Source organism: Pantoea endophytica, assembly GCF_002858935.1.
GTDB lineage: Bacteria > Pseudomonadota > Gammaproteobacteria > Enterobacterales > Enterobacteriaceae > Pantoea > Pantoea leporis.
Window position 1 is genome coordinate 243,899 of record NZ_PJRT01000031.1, and the last position, 21,936, is coordinate 265,834.

The following is a 21,936-nucleotide window of genomic DNA, read 5'->3' on the forward strand; positions in this document are numbered from 1 at the left end:
GTCAGGGCGGCACGCAGGCCGCCCATTGGGGTTGGCCAACCGTCTCGGCTGGCCGGGTCAATCTGTTACTGGTACAGCGCTTTACCGGAGCTATCTTTGATGTTCGCTTTCCACGCTGCACGAATCTGGTTAGCTACGCTTTCTGGCAGCGCGGCGTAATCCAGGTCGGTTGCGGTTTTGCTGCCACCTTTGTATGCCCAGTCGAAGAACTTCAGCACTTCGCTACCTTTCTCCGCATTCGCCTGATCTTTGTAAATCAGGATGAAGGTGGTTGAGGTGATCGGCCATGCATCGTTGCCTTTCTGGAAGGTCAGATCCTGAGCAAAGGTTTTGCTCCAGTCTGCGCCTTTCGCGGCGTTAGCAAAGCTCTCTTCACTTGGTGCGACCGCTTTACCGTCGGCATCAACCAGTTTGGTGTAGGTCAGGTTGTTCTGCTTGGCGTAAGCGTATTCCACATAGCCAATTGAACCCGGCAGACGCTGTACAAACGCGGCCACGCCGTCGTTACCTTTACCGCCCAGACCGGTTGGCCAGTTAACGGTGTTACCTTTACCGATTTTGCTGTTCCACTCTTCGTTCACTTTTGCCAGGTAGCTGGTGAAGACGAAGGAAGTACCGGAACCGTCAGCGCGGCGAACCACGTTGATGTTGGAATCTGGCAGTTTCACGCCTGGGTTCAGTTTAGTGATCGCCGGGTCGTTCCACTTTTTGATGGTGCCGAGGTAGATGTCGCCCACGGTTTTACCGTCAAGAGTCAGTTCACCGGATTTCACACCTGGGATGTTAACCGCCAGCACCACACCACCGATGACGGTAGGGAACTGGAACAGGCCGTTTTTCTGCAGATCTTCTTCTTTCATTGGCGCATCAGACGCACCGAAATCGACGGTTTTCGCGATGATTTGCTTCACGCCGCCGGAAGAACCAATACCCTGATAGTTGATTTTGCTACCGGTGGCTTGCTGGTACTCGGCTGCCCACTTGGCATAAACCGGCGCCGGGAATGTCCCGCCTGCGCCCGTCAGATCGGTGGCTGCAAAAGCAGAAACCGCGCTTACTGCGAAGGTGGCGGCGAGGATTCGGGCTACGGTGCTACGCATCAGTGTCATGTTCCCTCCAGGGGATTCAAAAAAATCAGGCTCAATGCCTTTTTAGTAGGAGTCAGTGATTGCTGCTGGAGGGAAAATAGGACAGTTTGATGACAGTGAAATGTACGAAATGTGACAGTTATATGACAGCGTACAGAAATGAAGCGGGCCCATTGCGGGCCCACTCTTGTTACTGATTATTCAACGGTAACCGATTTCGCCAGGTTACGCGGCTGGTCAACATCGGTACCTTTAATCAGCGCCACATGGTACGAGAGCAGCTGTAACGGCACGGTGTAGAAGATCGGTGCAATCACCTCTTCTACGTGCGGCAGGGAGATGATTTTCATGCCATCGCTGTCGCTGAAACCGGCATCCTGATCGGCAAACACATACAGCAATCCGCCGCGCGCGCGTACCTCTTCAATATTGGATTTCAGCTTCTCCAGCAGTTCGTTGTTGGGCGCGACCACGATCACTGGCATATCCGCATCAATCAGCGCCAGCGGGCCGTGCTTCAGCTCGCCCGCCGCATAGGCTTCGGCGTGGATATAGGAGATCTCTTTCAGCTTCAGCGCGCCTTCCATCGCGATCGGATACTGATCGCCACGGCCAAGGAACAGCGCGTGATGCTTATCAGAGAAACCTTCCGCCAGGTTTTCGATCACTTTGTCCTGCGCCAGCATCTGTTCGATGCGGCTCGGCAAGGCCTGCAGCGCGTGCACAATCTCGTGCTCGGTTTCGGCTTTCATGCCGTGCAGACGACCGAGTTTCGCCACCAGCATCAGCAATACTGCCAGCTGCGTGGTGAAGGCTTTGGTGGATGCCACGCCAATTTCAGTGCCGGCTTTGGTCATCAGCGCTAAATCGGATTCACGCACCAGCGATGAACCGGCCACATTACAGATGGCCAGCGAACCGAGATAACCCAGCTCTTTCGACAGGCGCAGCGCCGCCAGCGTATCGGCGGTTTCACCCGATTGTGACAGCGTGATCAGCAGGCTATTTTTACGCACTGCAGATTTGCGATAACGGAATTCTGAAGCAATTTCCACATCACAAGGCAGGTTAGCCAGCGACTCAAACCAGTAACGCGAAACCATGCCGGAGTTGTATGACGTACCGCAGGCGATGATCTGAATATGTTCGACCTGGCTCAACAGCGTCTCAGCATCCGGGCCCAGCTCGCTGAGATCGACTTCGCCGTGATTAAAACGACCGGTGATGGTGTTTTTGATCGCGTTCGGCTGCTCGTAAATCTCTTTCTGCATGTAGTGACGATAGATGCCTTTGTCGCCAGCATCGTACTGCGCGGTCGATTCGATTTCAGCGCGCTTAGCCGTTTTACCGTCACGATCGATAATGGTGACTTCGCGGCGGGTGATCTCGGCAATGTCGCCCTCTTCCAGATAGATGAAGCGACGCGTCACTGGCAGCAGCGCCAGCTGATCGGAAGCGATAAAGTTTTCGCCCACGCCACGGCCAATCACCAGCGGACTACCGGAGCGCGCCGCCACCAGCAGCGAAGGATCGCGGCTGTCCATGATCACCATGCCATACGCACCGCGCAGCTGCGGAATAACGCGCAGCACCACTTCACGCAGCGTGCCGCCCTGCTTCTGCTCCCAATGCACCAGATGCGCCACCACTTCGGTGTCGGTTTCTGAGGCAAAGTGATAGCCGCGCTCAAGCAACTGCGCGCGCAGCGGCTCATGGTTTTCAATGATGCCGTTGTGCACGATGATGATGTGCTCAGAAACGTGCGGATGCGCATTGGCCTCCGACGGTTCACCGTGTGTCGCCCAGCGCGTGTGTGCGATACCGGTGCCGCCAATCAGCGGCTGCTGCTCTGCGGCTTCCGCCAGGTTCTGCACTTTACCCAGACGACGCAGGCGCGTCATATGGCCCTGACGATCGACGACGGCTAATCCCGCGGAGTCATAACCGCGATACTCAAGACGACGCAAACCTTCCAGCAGAATTTCTGCGATGTCACGCTGCGCTACTGCACCAACAATTCCACACATAGTAATTTCCTGACTTCATGGCTTTCGGCCATTGCGTTGTCATACGACCTGATTTCCCCGAGCCTTGTAGAGAGTGGGGATATTTTTTTATGGCACTGCTAACAGGCCGATCGTTGTCGGCCTTTAAAATTTATTTTTTCTTAACAGGACGCTGCCAGCCCGATTTTTGATTCTGTTCTTTACGGTTGTAGACCAGATCCGCAGCTAACACATCTTTCATTATCGTGGTGCCCGCGGCGATGGTCGCACCGCTCGCCACGCTGACAGGCGCCACCAGTTGGGTATCCGAACCGATAAACACGTTGTCGCCAATGATGGTTTTGGATTTGTTGGCGCCATCATAGTTACAGGTAATGGTACCCGCACCGATATTCACGCCCGCGCCAATTTCCGCATCGCCGAGATAAGAGAGATGACCGGCTTTGGAGCCTTTGCCGAGCGTGGCTTTCTTCATCTCTACAAAGTTGCCCACATGCGCCGCTTCCGCCAACTCGCTGCCCGGACGCAGACGCGCAAAAGGCCCAACCGTACAAGCAGCGGCTAACGTGGCATCTTCGATCACCGAATAAGGGCTGATTTCACAGTCGTCAGCAATCATGCTGTTTTTAATGATGCAGCCGGCACCGATTTTTACGCGGTTGCCGAGCGTGACCTTGCCTTCGATGATCACGTTAGTGTCGATCTCCACATCGCGGCCGTGTTGCAACGCACCGCGCAGATCGAAACGCGCCGGATCGCGCAGCATCACACCCGCCAGCAGCAGCTTTTCTGCCTGCTCGCTTTGGTAGACACGCTCAAGCGTTGCCAGCTGCAGGCGATTGTTGACGCCATCGGTTTCGCTGATGCGCGCCGGATGCACCGCATTGATCACGCGGCCTTCGTGGTGCGCCATGGCGATGATATCGGTGATATAGAATTCGCCCTGCGCATTGTTGTTGTTAAGTTGTGCCAGCCAGCGCTTGAGGTCGCCACCGTTGGCAATCAGGATGCCGGTGTTAATTTCCTGAATATTTAGCTGTTCTGGCGAGGCATCTTTCTGCTCAATGATGCCGATCACCGTGCCGTTTTCACGCACGATACGACCGTAGCCGGTGGGGTTATCCAGAACCACGGTGAGTAAACCAATGCCGCCCGCGGGTTTCGCATCACGCAGACGTTGCAAACTGGCCTGCGAGATCAGCGGCACGTCGCCGTACAGCATCAGAATATCTTCGTCATCGGCAAAGAAGGGTGCCGCCTGCTGCATCGCATGACCAGTACCCAGTTGCTCTGCCTGCAGCACCCAGTTGAGTGCGTTATGCGCTAACGTTGACTGCAGTAAATCTCCGCCGTGGCCGTAAACCAGATGGACCTGCTGGGCGCCCAAACCGGTTGCGGCATCAATAACGTGCTGAACCATTGGTTTACCTGCAAGGGTGTGCAGAACTTTGGGCAGGTCGGAATACATTCGGGTGCCTTTGCCAGCGGCTAAGATCACCACACTCATCGCGTTCGTAGACATAACTATCCTGATTCTCTTCAACTTTCGAAAGTGTAAGGTTTAACCCCGAGATTACTACATTTTTCTCGGGTCGAAATTAGCCGGGCTCAGCGCCAGGCGGCAAATTTGGGGCAAAAAAAATGCCAACCCAAAGGGCTGGCATTTCGTGACGCATAAAGCCTGATTACATCGCTTTTTTGGTCAGCTCGATGACACGCAGTTTCGCGATGGCTTTCGCCAGTTCCGCAGATGCCTGAGCATAGTCCACGTCGCCGTGGCTGCTGTTCATGTGCTCTTCCGCTTTACGTTTCGCTTCCAGCGCGCGCGCTTCGTCGAGGTCTTCACCGCGAATCGCGGTGTCGGCCAGAACGGTGGTGCTGCCAGGCTGAACTTCCAGCACGCCGCCAGAGAGGTAAATAAACTCCTCTTCGCCGTGCTGTTTCACGATGTGAATCATACCAGGCTTGATGGCTGTCAGCAGCGGGGCGTGGCCAGGACGAATCCCCAGCTCACCTTCGCTACCTGACACCTGGATACGCTCGACCAGACCGGAGAACATTTGTTGCTCCGCGCTGACCACGTCCAGATGATAAGTCATAGCCATACCATTCCTCCTGGGAAACCTAAATTACAGTTTCTTCGCTTTTTCTACGGCTTCTTCGATAGCGCCGACCATGTAGAACGCCTGCTCTGGCAGGTGGTCGAATTCGCCTTCCATGATGCCTTTGAAGCCACGGATGGTGTCTTTCAGGGTGACGTACTTACCTGGAGAACCGGTGAAGACTTCAGCAACGAAGAACGGCTGAGACAGGAAGCGCTGAATCTTACGCGCACGTGCCACCAACAGTTTGTCTTCTTCAGACAACTCGTCCATACCCAGGATGGCGATGATGTCTTTCAGTTCCTGGTAACGCTGCAGCAGAGACTGCACGCCACGCGCAACGTCATAGTGCTCCTGACCCACGATCAGTGGATCCAGCTGACGGCTGGTAGAATCCAGCGGGTCAACGGCTGGGTAGATACCCAGAGAGGCGATCTGACGGCTCAGCGTAACGGTTGAGTCTAAGTGAGCAAAGGTGGTTGCTGGTGACGGGTCAGTCAAGTCATCCGCAGGAACGTAAACGGCCTGTACAGAGGTGATTGAACCGGTCTTCGTGGAGGTAATACGCTCCTGCAACACACCCATCTCTTCTGCCAGCGTTGGCTGATAGCCTACCGCAGATGGCATACGACCCAGCAGTGCTGATACTTCAGTACCGGCCAGGGTGTAACGATAGATGTTGTCGATGAACAGCAGAACGTCACGGCCTTCATCACGGAATTTTTCCGCCATGGTCAAACCGGTCAGTGCTACGCGCAGACGGTTACCCGGCGGCTCGTTCATCTGGCCATACACCAGCGCTACTTTATCGATAACGTTGGAGTCAGTCATTTCGTGGTAGAAGTCGTTACCCTCACGAGTACGCTCACCCACACCAGCAAATACCGAATAACCTGAGTGCTCAGCCGCGATGTTACGGATCAGCTCCATCATGTTTACGGTTTTACCTACACCCGCACCACCGAACAGACCGACTTTACCGCCCTTAGCGAACGGACACATCAGGTCGATAACCTTGATGCCGGTTTCCAGCAGTTCCTGCGAGTTAGACTGATCTTCATACGAAGGTGCTGCACGGTGAATAGAGGAAACCTCTACTACAGTGCCGTCGTCATTCTGCAGGTCGCCTTTCATGTCGATTGGCTCACCCAATACGTTCATGATACGGCCGAGGGTTGCTTTACCAACCGGAACCTGGATAGGTTTTTTCAGGTCGGTAACTTCCAGACCGCGCTTCAGGCCGTCAGAAGTACCCATGGCGATGGTACGAACCACGCCACCACCCAGCTGCTGCTGAACTTCCAGCACCAGACGAGCATCACCATTTTTCACCTCGAGAGCGCTGTATACCTGCGGTACCGCGTCCTGAGGGAATTCGACGTCAACTACGGCGCCGATAATCTGGACAATCTTTCCAGCTGCCATCTTGAATCCTCTACCTAATACGAAAATACCCAGCCGCGCTCGCGCGACAGGATATATGCCTGGTTAAACCGCGGAGGCTCCCGAGACGATCTCGGTAAGTTCCTGGGTGATGCTGGCCTGACGAGCTTTGTTGTAAACCAACTGCAGCTCTTTGATCAGGTTTCCGCCGTTGTCGGTTGCAGCTTTCATCGCAACCATACGTGCGGCCTGCTCACTGGCCAGGTTTTCCACCACACCCTGATAAACCTGCGATTCGACGTAACGACGCAGCAGGGTATCCAGCAGCGCTTTCGGATCGGGTTCGTACAGGTAATCCCAGGTCTTCGCCTTCATCTCTTCTTCACCTTCCGCTGGCGGTAACGGCAGCAGTTGGGTAATGGTCGGAGTCTGAGACATGGTGTTATTAAACTTGTTGGCAACGATATACAGCTTGTCGATGCGACCTTCATCGTAGGCCTGCAACATCACTTTTACCGGGCCGATCAAATCAGACAGTGCAGGCTTATCGCCCATACCGGTGACTTGTGCCACGATGTTGCCACCTACAGAGCCGAAGAATGAATTGCCTTTCGAACCGATAACAGCCAGATCGCTCTGTACGCCTTTATCCGCCCAGCTTTTCATATCTGCCAGCAATTTTTTGAACAGGTTAATGTTCAAACCACCACAAAGCCCGCGGTCAGTCGAAACGACCAGGTAGCCGACGCGCTTAACGTCACGCTCATCCAGGTAAGGGTGCTTGTATTCCAGATTACCCAAGGCAAGGTGACCAATCACTTTGCGCATGGTATCTGCATACGGACGGCTGGCCGCCATGCGTTCCTGCGTTTTACGCATTTTGGAGGCGGCGACCATTTCCATCGCTTTGGTGATCTTCTGCGTATTTTTTACGCTTCCGATCTTACTACGTATTTCTTTTGCGCCGGCCATTAGCTTCTCCTCAAAGCCTTGCGGCCTGCCTTTTCAGACAAGCCGCCAGACATTACCAGGACTGGGTTGCTTTAAACGTTTCGAGGAGGCCTTTCAGCTTCTCTTCGATTTCGTTATTGAAGTTACCCGCTTGGTTGATTTCAGCCATCAGCTCAGCGTGATCGCGATCCGCGAACGCCAGCAGAGCGGCTTCGAAGCTGCCGACTTTCGCCAGTTCAACATCGTTCAGATAGCCGCGCTCAGCAGCAAACAGCACCAGACCCTGTTGCGCGACTGACATCGGCGCATACTGTTTCTGTTTCAGCAGCTCGGTCACTTTCTGACCGTGGCTCAGCTGTTTACGCGTTGCATCGTCCAGATCGGAAGCGAACTGAGAGAACGCAGCCAGTTCACGATACTGTGCCAGCGCGGTACGAATACCACCGGACAGTTTCTTGATGATCTTAGTCTGTGCAGCACCACCAACACGGGATACCGAAATACCCGGGTTAACGGCTGGACGAATACCGGAGTTGAACAGGTTAGATTCCAGGAAGATCTGACCATCAGTAATCGAGATTACGTTGGTCGGAACGAACGCAGAAACGTCACCCGCCTGAGTTTCGATGATTGGCAGTGCGGTCAGAGAACCGGTCTGGCCTTTCACTTCACCGTTGGTGAAGCGCTCAACGTAGTCAGCGCTAACGCGTGATGCACGCTCCAGCAGACGAGAGTGGAGATAGAACACGTCACCAGGGAATGCTTCACGACCTGGTGGACGGCGCAGCAGCAGAGAAATCTGACGGTAAGCAACAGCCTGCTTAGACAGGTCATCGTACACGATCAGTGCATCTTCACCGCGGTCACGGAAGTACTCACCCATTGCACAACCGGCGTACGGTGACAGGTACTGCAGTGCTGCAGATTCAGAAGCAGAAGCGACAACCACGATGGTGTTAGCCAGCGCGCCGTGCTCTTCTAGTTTGCGAACTACGTTAGAAATGGTTGACGCTTTCTGACCAATCGCAACGTAGACACACTTGATGCCTGAATCGCGCTGGTTGATGATGGCGTCGATTGCCATTGCAGTTTTACCGGTCTGACGGTCACCGATGATCAGCTCACGCTGGCCACGGCCGATTGGAATCATCGCATCGACAGATTTGTAACCGGTCTGAACAGGCTGGTCTACAGACTGACGGTCGATAACGCCCGGTGCAATCACTTCAACAGGCGAGAAGCCGTCGTTTTCGATTGCGCCTTTACCGTCGATCGGTGCACCCAGGGTGTTCACCACACGGCCCAGCAGGCCACGGCCAACTGGAACTTCTAAAATACGACCCGTACATTTTACTTTCATGCCTTCCGCGAGGTCAGCATACGGGCCCATCACTACTGCACCAACCGAGTCACGCTCGAGGTTCAGTGCGATAGCGTAACGGTTGCCCGGCAGGGCAATCATCTCACCCTGCATGACATCGGCCAGGCCGTGTACGCGGATGATACCGTCACTTACAGAAACAATAGTACCTTCGTTGTGAGCTTCACTCACGACATTGAACTGAGCAATGCGCTGCTTGATCAGTTCGCTGATTTCGGTGGAATTCAGTTGCATATGCTCCAGTCCCCTTAAGACTGCAAGACGTCTGCCAGACGATCAAGACGGCCGCGTACGCTGCCATCAATGACCAGGTCACCCGCACGGATAACCACACCTGCCATTACAGACTTATCAATTTTGCAATTCAGCTTAACTTTACGTGACAGACGTTTTTCCATCGCGACGCTGATTTTAGTCAGCTGACTGTCACTCAGCGTGCTGGCAGAAATCACATCAACTTCGGCTGTCGCTTCATAAGCGTCACGCAGTTGAATGTACTGAGCCAGTACGGCTGGAAGCGCTGTCAAACGTCCGTTTTCGGCCATTACCTTAATCAGGTTCTGGGCGTTTTCATCAAGTTGATCGCCACAAACTGCAATGAAAGAAGCAGACAAAGCTTCCGGTGCGAGCGCACCGGAAAGAAGATCTGCGATCTGTTCGTTGCGAGCCACTTCTGCGGCAAACGCCAGCATGGATTGCCAGCGATCGATGCTTTGATGCTCAACAGCAAAGTCAAAAGCTGCTTTGGCGTAGGGGCGAGCTACAGTAATCAGATCAGACATCAGCCCCTCCCTCCTTACAGTTCAGCGACCAGTTTATCAACGATGTCGCTGTTAGCAGCTTCATCCACGGAACGTTCGATGATTTTCTCGGCGCCAGCTAATGCCAGCAACGCGACTTGCTTACGCAGCTCTTCACGGGCACGCGAACGCTCGGCATCAATTTCTGCCTGCGCCTGCGCCACGATGCGGTTACGTTCAGTCTCAGCTTCGGTTTTCGCTTCGTCCAGAATCTGGGCACGGCGTTTGTTCGCCTGCTCGATAATGACCTGAGCGTCTTCTTTCGCTTTTTTCAGCTGGTCGGTCGCATTGGCCTGCGCGAGATCTAAATCTTTCTTCGCGCGCTCAGCAGAAGCAAGGCCTTCAGCAATTTCTTTCTGGCGCTTTTCGATGGCAGCCATAATCGGCGGCCATACGTACTTCATGCAGAACGCGACAAACAGAATGAACGCGATGGCCTGGCCGAGGATTGTTGCATTAATGTTCACAGCACAATGCCTCTTATTAAGTTAACTTGCTCTGCCGCTATCAGAGATAAACGGCAGAATCCGTCCCTCATCACACCAGGTGCCATGAGTGAACAAGGCTACCAGGTTTAAGCGACAGCAAACATCACGTAGAGACCCAGACCTACAGCGATCATCGGGATTGCATCCACCAGACCCATTACAACAAAGAACTGCGTACGCAGCAGAGGGATCAGATCCGGTTGACGCGCGGCGCCTTCCAGGAATTTACCTCCGAGGATGCCGATACCGATCGCAGCACCGATTGCCGCCAGGCCCATCATCACAGCGGCAGCCATGTACAGCAGATCCATATTCAGGTTTTCCATGACAGTCTCCAGTTTGTTTCAGTTAAAAGCTTAAGTGTTGAGATAAAAATCAATGTTCTTCAGATGCCATCGACAGATAGACGATCGTGAGGACCATGAAAATGAAAGCCTGCAGCGAAATGATCAGGATGTGGAAAATGGCCCAAGGCACATTCAACAACCACTGCGACCACCACGGCAGCAAGCCGGCAATCAGGATAAAGATCAACTCACCCGCATACATGTTACCGAACAGTCGCAGACCCAGTGAAACAGGCTTGGACAGCAGGCTAACACCTTCAAGAATCAGGTTAATGGGGATGAAGATCGGGTGATTAAAAGGCTGCAGCGTCAACTCTTTGGTGAAGCCGCCAATGCCTTTCATTTTGATGCTGTAGAACAGAATCAAAATAAATACGCCCAGCGCCATAGACAGCGTGATGTTCACGTCTGCAGACGGCACGACGCGCAGCGCCGGCAGGCCTAAATAGTGCTCGCCGATAAACGGCAGCAAATCGATAGGCAGCAGATCCATGAAGTTCATCAGGAAGACCCAGACGAAGATCGTCAGAGCCAGCGGGGCGATAAGTTTGCTTTTACCGTGGTACATGTCGCGCACGTTGTTATCAACGAAGCCGACAACCAGTTCGATAGCCGCTTGTAATTTCCCTGGAACACCGCTAGTAGCGCTTTTCGCCACTTTGCGGAACAACACCAGGAAAATCAGTCCCAGCACCACAGAGAAAAACATGGAATCGATATTTAATACCCAGAACGTCGCGGGAGCGTCGTGCGGATTCACCAACTCGAAAGTACGCAGGTCCAACTGAAGGTTATTCAGGTGGTGACCTATGTATTCTTGCGGAGTAGAGATTTCTCCAGCAGCCATGATGCCTCTTACCCTTTGTTGTTAATTACAGCCGGAGCGACGATCTGCACCACCAGCACCGATAACCACGTGATTGCGAGTGGCCAGAAGACCGCTCCAAACACACCCAACGCCACCGCGAGGAAAATGACGGTTGTGAACACCTTCAACACTTCACCGAGGGCGAAGCTCCAGGCAACACGTCCTTTCGCAGGCGTTTGATCCTGCAGGCGCCAGGCCAAAAACATAAACAACACGTTCGGCAGCCAGGCTGCCACGCCACCCGCGATGGCGGAGGCGCCCCAGGTAACCTCTTTCAGGGTAAAGAGCGCACCGATGATGACAAAGGTCACCAGCTGAACGATCAGCACGGCCCGGGCTAATTTCACACTGTAAAGAGACACTGACATGACGCTGAACTCTCCTGCCCCGAACGGGGTATGTCGCGTGTCGTATAAGACTGCCTTTACTCATTTGAGTCAAGCAGCAAAAGCCGTGCAAATTATACGGGCGCCACCTGCGATTTCAATCGGTAAGTAGCGAAAAGGTGAACAATTATTTAAATTTCTTTCTGAAGGGCTATTTTTCAAAACATCGTCTTCAGGCAATGTCTGACTTTAAGTCTGAAAATGCCCGACCGACTTGCTTTTAAAGCGTGCTTTAGATCACATAATAAACAAGGAATGCCTGACTGAATTTGTTTCAGACAAGATTTATACGATTTCTAAATTGTATTAAGCACTTATAAATCAGAGTTTTAATTTTATTATTTAACAGTTGCGCTACGATTTTCGAGAAAAACACTCTATTGACATCATGCGCTGCAATAAAAACGCAAAACTGAGATTACGTACGCCAATTTATTGCAAAGTTATATTTTCACCAGTGATTATTTGGTTGGGTAAATACACGCGATAAAGTGATCTAAGTGATAATATAATGTGAATTATTCGTTAAATGTAACAGAGCTTTTCGGATAATTTCCGCCGGGGATGTTAACTCGCGCGCCCTGCCCTGCGAAATAAAAGCTTTTACCTAAAAGTGTTCAATCGCTGCTTTTTCGTTCAGGGCAATAACTAAGACAAACGGCATGAAGCAGCTTAAATCCATACCGTTTAAAAGGCTATTGGCGAGTAATCACCACCAGATGACGTTCACCATCCAGCTCGGGTACCTGCAGCGGTTGAATTTTTTCCACCGTAAAGCCAGCGGGTAATGCAGCAATCTCATCATGCGGACGCACACCTTTCAGGGCATAAAAGCGACCTTCAGGACCCGGCAGATGATGACACCAGGTCAGCATATCCTCGAGTGAAGCAAATGCACGACTGATAACACCGTCGAATGGCGGCTCAGACGGGTACTCTTCAACGCGGCTCTGCACCGGCGTGACGTTAGTAAGTCCTAACTCATGCTGCACCTGACGCAGGAAACGCACGCGTTTGCCGAGGCTATCCAGCAAGGTGAAATGCGATTGCGGGCGCACAATGGCCAGCGGAATGCCTGGTAAGCCCGGACCGGTGCCGACATCAATAAAGCGTTCGCCCTGCAAATGTGGCTCAACCACCACGCTGTCAAGAATATGGCGTACCAGCATCTGCTGCGGGTCGCGCACTGATGTCAGGTTATAGGCCTTATTCCACTTATGTAACAACTCAACATAGCCAACCAACTGCTGTTTTTGTTGATCGGTAAGGGAAATGTTTGCCGCTTTTAGCAGCGAGGAGAGTTTGTTGATCACAACGAGAATTCCATTAACGGGGGCGAGTTGCCTCGCCCCAAAATCGATCAGGCGCTTTTACGCAGCAGGCCCTGTTTTTTCAGGTAAATCAGCAGAATTGAGATGGCCGCAGGCGTGATGCCCGAAATACGAGAAGCCTGGCCGATGGAAGTCGGTTTGTGATCGTTGAGTTTGGCGATTACTTCATTCGACAAGCCATTTACCTGACGATAGTCGAGCTCGACAGGCAACAAGGTGTTTTCATTGCGCAGCTGGCGATCAATCTCTTCCTGCTGACGCGCAATGTACCCTTCGTATTTCACCTGAATCTCCACCTGCTCAGCAGCTTGCTCATCTGACAGTGCCGGACCGTAGCTGGCGAGTGACGTCAGCAGCGGATAGGTCATCTCTGGACGACGCAGCAGATCTTCACCGCTGGCTTCTTTGGTGAGCGGCGCACTGATCACCGCGTTCACTTCCGCCACGTTATCCGATTTTGGATGCACCCACAGATCGCGCAGGCGTTGACGCTCCTGCTCAATCGCCTCCAGTTTCTGGTTGTAGCGCGCCCAGCGGTCATCATCAACCAGACCGAGTTCGCGACCGGCTTCGGTCAAACGTAGATCGGCGTTGTCTTCGCGCAGCATCAGGCGGTATTCAGCGCGTGATGTAAACATGCGGTACGGCTCTTTCGTGCCCAACGTGCACAGATCATCAACCAGCACACCAAGGTAAGCCTGATCGCGACGTGGCGCCCAGCCCTCTTTGTCGGCGGAAGCGCGTGCTGCGTTGAGGCCGGCCAGCAAACCTTGCGCTGCCGCTTCTTCGTAGCCAGTGGTGCCGTTGATCTGGCCGGCAAAGAATAGGCCGTGAATAAATTTGCTTTCCAGCGTCGGTTTGAGATCGCGTGGATCGAAGAAATCATACTCGATGGCGTAACCCGGACGGATGATCTTCGCGTTTTCCAGTCCTTTCATCGAACGTACAATCTGCATCTGGACGTCAAACGGCAGGCTGGTGGAGATACCATTCGGGTAGATCTCGTTGCTGGTCAGGCCTTCCGGCTCCAGGAAGATCTGGTGCGCATTACGATCGGCAAAGCGCATCACTTTGTCTTCGATCGATGGGCAATAACGTGGACCAATACCTTCGATGATCCCGGCATACATCGGGCTGCGATCGAGGTTATTGCGGATCACGTCATGCGTCTGTTCGTTGGTGTAGGTGATCCAGCATGGTACTTGTTGTGGATGCTGTGAAACCTTGCCCATGAACGAGAACACCGGCATCGGATTATCACCGTGCTGCGGTGTCAGCACCGAAAAATCAATCGAGCGTGCGTCGATACGTGGCGGCGTACCGGTTTTCAGACGGTTTACGCGCAGCGGCAGTGCACGCAGGCGTTTTGCCAATGGGATTGATGGCGGATCGCCTGCACGGCCACCGCTGTAGTTATCCAGCCCGATGTGGATTTTGCCATCGAGGAAGGTCCCGACGGTCAGCACCACAGTTTTGGCGCGGAACTTCAAACCCATTTGCGTCACAGCACCGACGACACGATCGTTTTCCACAATCAGATCGTCAACCGCCTGCTGGAAGATCATCAGGTTTGGCTGGTTCTCTAATGCGGTGCGTACCGCCTGGCGATACAGTACACGGTCAGCCTGAGCACGAGTGGCGCGAACGGCGGGGCCTTTACTCGCGTTTAGTATCCTAAACTGGATACCTGCCTGGTCAATTGCCGTGGCCATCAAACCGCCTAAGGCATCCACTTCCTTCACCAGATGTCCTTTCCCGATGCCACCGATCGCCGGGTTACAGGACATTTGTCCAAGCGTATCAATGTTATGGGTGAGTAACAGGGTTTGCTGACCCATTCGGGCTGCGGCCATCGCGGCCTCTGTGCCCGCATGACCACCACCGATTACGATGACGTCAAAAGGATCTGGATAAAACATGAAGTGGGTCCTCGTTAGTGTTTCGGACAGGGATCGTTGCCCTGGGCGGTGGATTCTACTGAAATAATGTCGGCGGCGAAAGTCGCGGGATCCCGAGGTTTAAAAGAAAGGATCTTAAGTCTTTTATATGATCTTTCTGTTAGATCTACTATTAGGATCGCATCTGGCTGTTGATAACCCCAAAAAGTTCATGCTAAACAGCAAATTAGCGAGGATCATTAGCTGTGAATGATCGGTGATCCTGATCCGTATAAGCTGGGATCAAAATGGCTACTTATGCACAGCCTAAAAAAGAAACAGGCGTTGTTCTTTGGATAACTACTGGTTATACGCATGAAACAGGCCATGTTATCCACAGTCGATCGCGGGTTTAAGGTAAAAAAACAGCGCAATCAACTGGGGATCATTCTATTTTCCCGATCCCCAGCCACTAAAGATCGTTTTAAATCTGCGTTTTCCATGTGGCGACCCACACTTCGGCCGCGTCTTCCGGGATCTCATGCTCCAGCACGTCGATCTCCAGTCGATCGCCAATGCGTTTGGCGCCCAACTGGTTCAATTGCTCTTCCAGCAGCTTGATCGCGCCGCAGAAAAGATCGTATTCATGATTACCGATGCCGACTGCGCCATAACGTAAGCCAGAGAGGTCCGGTTTTGTTTCCTGCAGTGCTTCATATAAAGGAAGCAAATTATCAGGCAGTTCACCGGCACCGTGCGTGGAGGTAACGATCAGCCAAATCCCTTCCGGTAGCAGCTCATCCAGCTCTGGGCCATGCAGCACCTCGGTTGAGAAGCCCGCTTCCTGCAGTTTTTCTTCCAGATGTTCAGCAACATATTCGGCGCTGCCAAGGGTACTTCCACTGATTAACGTAATATCGGCCATGATGCTCTCCCGCACTAAAGGCGAGCATTGTACGCTGTGATCAAGCCGTGATCCACCTGTGGAAAACAGGGTTAATAGTCGAAAGCATCAGGCGGCAAGTCGCGCGATACGCGCGATCTGCCGGGGATAAGTTTGTGCACAGATTAGAGAGGGATCACGGCTTAATGGTGCGCATGATCGGGTTTTGCAGGGAGATCAGGGTTTCGGTGGACTGAATTTCGTCGATGGTCTGGATCTTATTGATCAACACCTGTTGCAAGGCATCGATTGATCGGCACATCACTTTGATAAAGATGCTGTAATGACCGGTGGTGTACCAGGCTTCCACCACTTCATCCAGCGCGTCGAGTTTGCTCAGAGCCGCCGGATAATCGCGCGCGCTTTTAAGGATAATGCCGATAAAGCAGCACACATCGAAGCCGAGCTGACGTGGATCGATCTCCACGCGCGTGCCCAAAATAATGCCCGCCTGACGCATCTTCTCCACCCGCACATGAATGGTGCCGGGGCTGACGTTGAACTGCTTGGCGAGCTCGGCATAGGCGGTACGCGCATTCTGTAGCAGCGCATTCAGAATGCCGCGATCCAGGTTATCCAGCTGAAGGTGTTCCGCCATTGTCCATCCTCGTTGAGTTCTTCTTCTATGAATAGAGGAGAATGTGCAGCAAATTAGCGGTGCAGGCAAGGTGCAGACAACAGCCATGCCGTTGTCTGCCTGCTTTTTAGCGCTTACGCCAGAAGGTCACTTGCGCCTGCGTGTGCTGGAATTTGCGCGCCGTTTCGCGGATCACAAAGGGGACATCCTGTGGCGGTGCCACTTCGTCAAAGGCATCACGCAACAGACGCTGCAGCGCCTGATAGGTTGTCAGCGCTTCACCATTTTCGCGAACACCGCCCAGCCAGTTCCCTTTCGGCGTGAAATCTTCCAGCCAGGTATACGGCGATGACAGCACCAGCAAACCACCGGCGCGGATCATCGGCGTGACATCCTGCAGGAAACGTTTTGGCTGACGCAGACGATCGATCAGGTTAGAGGCCAGCACCAGATCGTAACGGTCCGGCTGCGGCTTCAGGTTACAGGCATCGCCCTGCACAAACTGAATACGCTGCGCTTGCTCAGCTTCCAGACCAAACTCTTTCAGCCGCACCTGACGATACTCCACCAGATCGCCCTCTTCAGGCACCACATAGCGGAAATCCTCACCGGAGGTCAGCTGCAGCGCAACATCAATAAAGCGCGCCGAGTAATCCATGCCCGTTACTGCCTCGAAGTGTCGCGCCAGTTCAAAGCTGGCCCGCCCGGTGGCGCAGCCGATGTCCAGCGCCTGACCCCGCGCAGTAGAGTGCGGCAGCAGTTTTTCCACCAGCGCAGCCGCGTAGTTGGGTACGTTGTAGTAGCTCGGTCCGTACTGGAAATCGAGATACTGCGACACCATGCTGTCGGTTTCATAAGGATTGAGCGTCATGCTCTCTTCATGGGAAGAAACGACATAGCGGAAACCGGCGTGCTGGAAGAAGTGACGACGGAAAGCGTAGCGCGCAGATTTCAGCGCTTCGTTGCCGGTGGAAATCCAGCTGCCACCTTTGATCAGCGCATGTTTGCCATCAAAGGTGGGTGTGGAGAAATCGTCGTAGAGCGGATGTACCTTAAAGCCTTCGAAACCGTTGGTTGGCGTCGTGGTCCACTGCCAGACGTTGCCGACGATGTCGTAAAACTCACCTTGTGCGAAGCGATCGACCGGGCTGGAGGAAGCCCAATATGCCAGATTGATGTTGCCCGGCGCTTCAGTCCAGTCCGGCTGATCGCCGCCAACTTGCTCACGCAGCTGCGCCCATTCGGCTTCGCAGGGAAGCTGAACAGATTTACCGGTCTCTTCCGCCAGCCAGCGACAAAACGCGGCGGCTTCCAGTTGATTCACTTCCGCCGGCCAATCCCACGGCATCGCCACTTCTTCGGCCAGCACGCGCAGTTTTAGCTGATCGGGCAGCTTTTCGTCACCGACCCAGAATGTCGGCATCTGCGCACCGGAAAATTCACGCCAGCCCCAACCTTCGTCATCCCACCAGCGGCGATCGTTATAACCGTCCGCCGCAATAAAACGATAAAACTCAGCATTGCTGACCAGCATTTTGCTGGCCTTAAACGGCTTCAGTTCGGTTTGCTGGCTACCGTATTCGTTATCCCAGCCATAAGTGTCGTCGGTTTTGCCCTGCTGCACACGGCCGCCGGGCATCGCGATCAGAGAGTTTTCCGGTACCGATTGACGATCGTGACGCGCCTGCGGGCAAACTGGCCAGTGCGGCTGCGGCTTAACCCATTCAATCGGCAACTGGCGCATCAGCACGCTGGAGGTTTCCAGATGAATACGTTCGTGTTCGATGCCCATCAAAACCACCCACGCCGGGCTGTCCCAGTCGATCGGCAGTTCCAGCGGCATGGTGCGAATAAACTCACTCACCAGGCTTTTCACTTTGCCACGATAGTCGCGCACTTCTGCGATGGTCGGCCAGTCGTAATGGCTGTCGTTGAGATCGTCCCAACTCATCTCATCCACGCCGATCGCCATCATCGCCTCAATACGATCGTCAACGCGTTGATCGAGGTAGCGGCCTGCCATCAGCTTATTAATGTAGAAGGTTGCGGTGTGACCAAAATAGAAGATCAGCGGATGGCGCAGCGAAATGGCTTTGTTAAACCAGGCGCGCTCGTCCGCCAGGCAATCAAACAAGCTTTCATACAGTTCCCAGGTTTGGGTGAAGTACGCCAGCAGCTCGGCCCGTTTTTGTTCGGAGTGTTGGCCGGAAAGTTTCAGCGTGCGGGTCGGTGCGGGAAGTTGGGCGGTCGTCACAAGGTGCTCCAGTTTGCTAAATGCTCGAACTTATCAATATAGCAAATTAGCATTTCCGCCAGATGAATTAGCGCTGCCAGCGGCGCAGCAGACGGCTTTTCAGACCGGTGTCGAAGCGCCAGATGTGATCGAAGATGCGCAGAATGCCGGGTTTGCCATGCAGCGACATTGCTACCGCGTGGAAGCGCTGTTGATGTTGGCGCTGACGCTGCTTAATGGTGCTGACGATGTCGTCCGGCAAACGCTGGGCAATAAAATCCGAAACGATCACCGCATCCGCTTCCTGCCACGCGCTGCCTTCCATGCGTTTCACCACCGCCGCAAGGCAGGCAGCGAGATCGGTACCGCCGCGAAAACGCTGGCTGAGGAAACGGATCGCCTGCTCAATGCCGTTATCAGCGGTGAGTTCATAACCGATCACTTCATGAGCAAACAGCATGATGTAGCAGCGGCGCTTATCCGCCAGCGCCACTTTCAGCAGCGCCAGGCAAAAGGCTTTGGCGCAGCGTTCATTGAAACCGCCCATCGAACCAGATGTATCAACGCAGACGATAAACGGGCCGCGCGGTTGCTCTTCATGCTGCTGGTGGCTGACCGGACTCATGGTGATTTTTTCGTGCCACGCATCGCCCTGTAGACGATAAGTCAGCAAGCGTTTCTCGACTAAGCGCCGATAAAACTCCAGCTCTAACTCGCTTATGCTCAATGCCGCTAGCTCAGGTGGCAACAGACGCAGCACATCATCGCTTTGATGAATGCCGCTGACTTCTTCCGGGACGTTATCCTGTTCGCGCACCAGCTGGTGAAACGCTTCCAGCGGCGCATCCTGCGACGGCACTGATTTGGCCTCGCGGCTGCGACCCAGCTGCTGCGCCAGCTTCATCAATTCCGGCTGCTGGGCGAGGAAATCGCCGTACTGCACGATCAGTTCATAATCGCCGTGCTGCAGCGGCGCTTTGCTTAAATCCCACAGGCGTCCGGCGGCGGCTTCATCGTCATCGGTCAGGATCGGCGCCAGCTGACCGCTAATCGCCATGCGCTGCTGCAGCTCGGCCATCAAGCGTTCGCGCTGCTCTTCCAGAAGGGTTTCATTCAGCGTCAGCGTTTGCAGCGTCAGGCTGAGACGCCAGCGTTGCAGGAACAAGGTGTGTTGCGCGTTGCTGAGCTGGTCGCTTTCAGCATTCAGCAGCAGTTTGCTGGCTTCTTCGATGAACGGCGACGGCAGGCTTTTCAGCTGCGTCATAATGTTGGGTAACTGCTGGGTGAAATGTTGCGTGCTGAGTAGCTGCATCTGTTGAAACAGCTGAAACTCCTGCGCCAGCGCTTCTGGCACCGGCGTGACTTTGATCTGCTCGGCGATCTCCGATCGCCAGCGCGGCAGATCGCGCATCATGGCTTGTTTCAGGCGGGGAAATTTCTCAAAGAACAGCGCCAGTTGCGGCGAGGCGAGCAGCGCGATAATCAGCTCTTCGATTAACTCGGTTTCGCCAATCGACAACAGCGCACTCAGCGTCTCCAGTGAGATCATTTTCTCGCCTGTTTCAGCTGTTCCGCGACATCCTGCAGGCTGGTTTCGATGCGTGCCAGCCAGTCATCGCTAATGAACAGACAGCGCTGATGCTGGCTGAACAGCGTGCGCTGCGCGCGCAGCTGGGTTTCCAGCGCGTCATATTCATCAGCGATCTCCTGCGGCATCTCGCTGCTGCTGCTGGCGCCCGGCAGCGTCAGACGCGTGGATTGCAGGCTGACATCGCGCAGCGTCAAACAGTGATGGGTATCCACCAGCATATCCAGCGTCTGACCAAAGCCGATGCCGTTCAGCTTGCCACGGATTTCACCGCCCTTCAGCAGCCACTGATCCAACGCTTCGCGGCCAATCAGAATGTGCGTCACCTGCATGTCGTGCAGCATCAACGGTTGTTGCAGCATTAGCGTCAGTTGATCATCGGTGATGGCGGCGGGTAATTCGTAGTGCGGTTTGCGGCTGAACATGCCGCTGTGTTTTTCCAGCGTCAGCGCTTGCGCCACGCTTTGCTGCTGTTGCAGCGCCAGCCGGCGGCTTTTGATCTGCTGCAGCTTGTGTAGCAGCGCCTGTTGCTGCCACGCGTGTTGCGACATTAGCGTATCGATTTCGCGATCCAGCATTTTCATCGACGCCACGTCATGCCACAGGCAATCTTTCAGCAGCACTAAGTCGATGGGCGCGATGGCCACGCGGCCGCTGTAAAAGGCGCTAGCCTGCAACAGGTGAATGGCTTTCTTCCAGCGACGATCGGAAATGTACGGCGCGTCCGGCAGCGTTTCTAACTGCTGACGAAGCTGATAAATCAGTTCAAACACATGATCCGGCAAACTGACCTGGCTGATGCCTTTCTGCCACTGCTCATACTCTTCGTCGCTGATGCGCAACGATTCCGCCACCGGATTGTCGTTTTCATCCTGCTGGTGGGTGAGCATGCTGCGGAAGTTCTGCTTCTCATGCACGTTATCCAGCCACAGGCGAATCAACATGCGGTCATACAGCGCTTCGAGGCCACTATCGGCTTCCGGCAATTCGTTGGAAGCGGTAACCAGCAGGCGCATCGGAATTTTTTCTTCGCTGTCGCCATTGCGGAAGCGGCGTTCGTTAATGGCGGTCAACAAGGTATTAAGAATTGCCGGGCCGGCTTTCCAGATTTCGTCGAGGAAGACAATTTCGGCATCCGGCAGATAACCTTTGGTCAGACGCTGATAACGCCCTTCATCTTTCAATGCCTGAATCGACAGCGGGCCAAACACCTCTTCGGGGGTGGAAAAACGGGTCATCAGGTATTCAAATGCGCGGGCGTGCTGAAAGGCATATTTCAATCGGCGGGCAATCAGACTCTTGGCGATGCCCGGCGGCCCGAGCAGAAACACGCTTTCGCCACTTAAGGCAGCCAGTAAACAGAGGCGGATCGCATGATGGCGTTCATACAGCCCTTTTTCCAGAGCGTTGCTCAGGCGAGAAATTCTTTCTGCCAAAAGATGGGGTTGAGCCATAATCACATCATTATCCTTTTGATCCTGGTGCCGTCATAGTCTGGCGAGCGCAATACTCTACTGATTATCATGCGCGATTGCGTTGATAGCCGTCAGCTTTTTTGTTTCAGAAGGTTGATGCGAGAAAACTCGC

Annotated in this window: 19 protein-coding genes; all 19 read right to left on the reverse strand. The window is 53.9% G+C overall.

What is annotated here, in order from left to right:
* Window positions 1–65: 65 nt before the first annotated feature.
* Window positions 66–1,109, reverse strand: a complete 1,044-nt coding sequence (gene pstS / locus PZBJ_RS19805) for a phosphate ABC transporter substrate-binding protein PstS (protein WP_049852409.1) — start codon at window positions 1,107–1,109, stop codon at window positions 66–68.
* A gap of 176 nt (window positions 1,110–1,285) precedes the next feature.
* A complete protein-coding gene (gene glmS, locus PZBJ_RS19810; RefSeq protein ID WP_101763908.1) occupies window positions 1,286–3,115 on the reverse strand; it encodes a glutamine--fructose-6-phosphate transaminase (isomerizing) in 1,830 nt (609 codons plus the stop codon).
* A gap of 130 nt (window positions 3,116–3,245) precedes the next feature.
* Window positions 3,246–4,616 carry a bifunctional UDP-N-acetylglucosamine diphosphorylase/glucosamine-1-phosphate N-acetyltransferase GlmU gene (gene glmU / locus PZBJ_RS19815; protein ID WP_101763909.1) on the reverse strand — a complete coding sequence of 457 codons (1,371 nt, stop codon included), beginning with the start codon at window positions 4,614–4,616 and terminating at the stop codon, window positions 3,246–3,248.
* Between the two features lie 163 nt (window positions 4,617–4,779).
* Window positions 4,780–5,199, reverse strand: coding sequence for a F0F1 ATP synthase subunit epsilon (locus PZBJ_RS19820; protein WP_008106717.1), 420 nt, complete (start codon window positions 5,197–5,199; stop codon window positions 4,780–4,782).
* Window positions 5,200–5,223: 24 nt separating this feature from the next.
* Entirely contained in the window at window positions 5,224–6,621 is a 1,398-nt protein-coding gene (atpD, locus tag PZBJ_RS19825; RefSeq protein ID WP_008106718.1) for a F0F1 ATP synthase subunit beta, read from the reverse strand.
* Between the two features lie 63 nt (window positions 6,622–6,684).
* Window positions 6,685–7,551 (reverse strand): F0F1 ATP synthase subunit gamma, encoded by an 867-nt coding sequence (gene atpG / locus PZBJ_RS19830; RefSeq protein ID WP_101763910.1) that lies wholly within the window; start codon window positions 7,549–7,551, stop codon window positions 6,685–6,687.
* 52 nt (window positions 7,552–7,603) lie between these two features.
* Window positions 7,604–9,145 carry a F0F1 ATP synthase subunit alpha gene (atpA, locus tag PZBJ_RS19835; protein ID WP_008106721.1) on the reverse strand — a complete coding sequence of 514 codons (1,542 nt, stop codon included), beginning with the start codon at window positions 9,143–9,145 and terminating at the stop codon, window positions 7,604–7,606.
* A 14-nt stretch (window positions 9,146–9,159) separates the two neighbouring features.
* Complete coding sequence (gene atpH, locus PZBJ_RS19840; protein WP_101763911.1) at window positions 9,160–9,693, reverse strand: F0F1 ATP synthase subunit delta; 534 nt, start codon at window positions 9,691–9,693, stop codon at window positions 9,160–9,162.
* Between the two features lie 14 nt (window positions 9,694–9,707).
* Window positions 9,708–10,178 (reverse strand): F0F1 ATP synthase subunit B, encoded by a 471-nt coding sequence (gene atpF / locus PZBJ_RS19845; RefSeq protein WP_007893603.1) that lies wholly within the window; start codon window positions 10,176–10,178, stop codon window positions 9,708–9,710.
* Window positions 10,179–10,285: 107 nt separating this feature from the next.
* Window positions 10,286–10,525: a F0F1 ATP synthase subunit C gene (atpE, locus tag PZBJ_RS19850; protein ID WP_003849523.1), complete on the reverse strand. Its 240-nt coding sequence runs from the start codon at window positions 10,523–10,525 to the stop codon at window positions 10,286–10,288.
* 49 nt (window positions 10,526–10,574) lie between these two features.
* A complete protein-coding gene (gene atpB, locus PZBJ_RS19855) occupies window positions 10,575–11,393 on the reverse strand; it encodes a F0F1 ATP synthase subunit A (protein WP_007893608.1) in 819 nt (272 codons plus the stop codon).
* A gap of 8 nt (window positions 11,394–11,401) precedes the next feature.
* Window positions 11,402–11,782: a F0F1 ATP synthase subunit I gene (gene atpI, locus PZBJ_RS19860; protein ID WP_101763912.1), complete on the reverse strand. Its 381-nt coding sequence runs from the start codon at window positions 11,780–11,782 to the stop codon at window positions 11,402–11,404.
* A 713-nt stretch (window positions 11,783–12,495) separates the two neighbouring features.
* Entirely contained in the window at window positions 12,496–13,113 is a 618-nt protein-coding gene (gene rsmG, locus PZBJ_RS19865; RefSeq protein ID WP_101763913.1) for a 16S rRNA (guanine(527)-N(7))-methyltransferase RsmG, read from the reverse strand.
* 47 nt (window positions 13,114–13,160) lie between these two features.
* Window positions 13,161–15,050 carry a tRNA uridine-5-carboxymethylaminomethyl(34) synthesis enzyme MnmG gene (gene mnmG, locus PZBJ_RS19870; RefSeq protein ID WP_101763914.1) on the reverse strand — a complete coding sequence of 630 codons (1,890 nt, stop codon included), beginning with the start codon at window positions 15,048–15,050 and terminating at the stop codon, window positions 13,161–13,163.
* A 442-nt stretch (window positions 15,051–15,492) separates the two neighbouring features.
* The gene (gene mioC / locus PZBJ_RS19875) at window positions 15,493–15,933 is read right to left on the reverse strand and encodes an FMN-binding protein MioC (protein WP_101763915.1); all 441 of its coding nucleotides are present in this window, start codon (window positions 15,931–15,933) and stop codon (window positions 15,493–15,495) included.
* A 154-nt stretch (window positions 15,934–16,087) separates the two neighbouring features.
* Entirely contained in the window at window positions 16,088–16,549 is a 462-nt protein-coding gene (gene asnC / locus PZBJ_RS19880; protein WP_008106733.1) for a transcriptional regulator AsnC, read from the reverse strand.
* A gap of 106 nt (window positions 16,550–16,655) precedes the next feature.
* The gene (ovoA, locus tag PZBJ_RS19885; RefSeq protein WP_101763916.1) at window positions 16,656–18,782 is read right to left on the reverse strand and encodes a 5-histidylcysteine sulfoxide synthase; all 2,127 of its coding nucleotides are present in this window, start codon (window positions 18,780–18,782) and stop codon (window positions 16,656–16,658) included.
* Window positions 18,783–18,849: 67 nt separating this feature from the next.
* The gene (gene viaA, locus PZBJ_RS19890; RefSeq protein WP_101763917.1) at window positions 18,850–20,310 is read right to left on the reverse strand and encodes an ATPase RavA stimulator ViaA; all 1,461 of its coding nucleotides are present in this window, start codon (window positions 20,308–20,310) and stop codon (window positions 18,850–18,852) included.
* The gene (ravA, locus tag PZBJ_RS19895) at window positions 20,307–21,803 is read right to left on the reverse strand and encodes an ATPase RavA (RefSeq protein ID WP_101763937.1); all 1,497 of its coding nucleotides are present in this window, start codon (window positions 21,801–21,803) and stop codon (window positions 20,307–20,309) included. Before ravA ends, viaA begins: the two co-directional genes overlap by 4 nt.
* Window positions 21,804–21,936: the final 133 nt, after the last annotated feature.

Coding starts and splice junctions, on each gene's coding strand:
- pstS (WP_049852409.1), bottom strand. CDS start 1,109: ATGACACTGATGCGTAGCACCGTAGCCCGAATCCTCGCCGCCACCTTC.
- glmS (WP_101763908.1), bottom strand. CDS start 3,115: ATGTGTGGAATTGTTGGTGCAGTAGCGCAGCGTGACATCGCAGAAATT.
- glmU (WP_101763909.1), bottom strand. CDS start 4,616: ATGTCTACGAACGCGATGAGTGTGGTGATCTTAGCCGCTGGCAAAGGC.
- PZBJ_RS19820 (WP_008106717.1), bottom strand. CDS start 5,199: ATGGCTATGACTTATCATCTGGACGTGGTCAGCGCGGAGCAACAAATG.
- atpD (WP_008106718.1), bottom strand. CDS start 6,621: ATGGCAGCTGGAAAGATTGTCCAGATTATCGGCGCCGTAGTTGACGTC.
- atpG (WP_101763910.1), bottom strand. CDS start 7,551: ATGGCCGGCGCAAAAGAAATACGTAGTAAGATCGGAAGCGTAAAAAAT.
- atpA (WP_008106721.1), bottom strand. CDS start 9,145: ATGCAACTGAATTCCACCGAAATCAGCGAACTGATCAAGCAGCGCATT.
- atpH (WP_101763911.1), bottom strand. CDS start 9,693: ATGTCTGATCTGATTACTGTAGCTCGCCCCTACGCCAAAGCAGCTTTT.
- atpE (WP_003849523.1), bottom strand. CDS start 10,525: ATGGAAAACCTGAATATGGATCTGCTGTACATGGCTGCCGCTGTGATG.
- atpB (WP_007893608.1), bottom strand. CDS start 11,393: ATGGCTGCTGGAGAAATCTCTACTCCGCAAGAATACATAGGTCACCAC.
- atpI (WP_101763912.1), bottom strand. CDS start 11,782: ATGTCAGTGTCTCTTTACAGTGTGAAATTAGCCCGGGCCGTGCTGATC.
- mnmG (WP_101763914.1), bottom strand. CDS start 15,050: ATGTTTTATCCAGATCCTTTTGACGTCATCGTAATCGGTGGTGGTCAT.
- mioC (WP_101763915.1), bottom strand. CDS start 15,933: ATGGCCGATATTACGTTAATCAGTGGAAGTACCCTTGGCAGCGCCGAA.
- asnC (WP_008106733.1), bottom strand. CDS start 16,549: ATGGCGGAACACCTTCAGCTGGATAACCTGGATCGCGGCATTCTGAAT.
- viaA (WP_101763917.1), bottom strand. CDS start 20,310: ATGATCTCACTGGAGACGCTGAGTGCGCTGTTGTCGATTGGCGAAACC.
- ravA (WP_101763937.1), bottom strand. CDS start 21,803: ATGGCTCAACCCCATCTTTTGGCAGAAAGAATTTCTCGCCTGAGCAAC.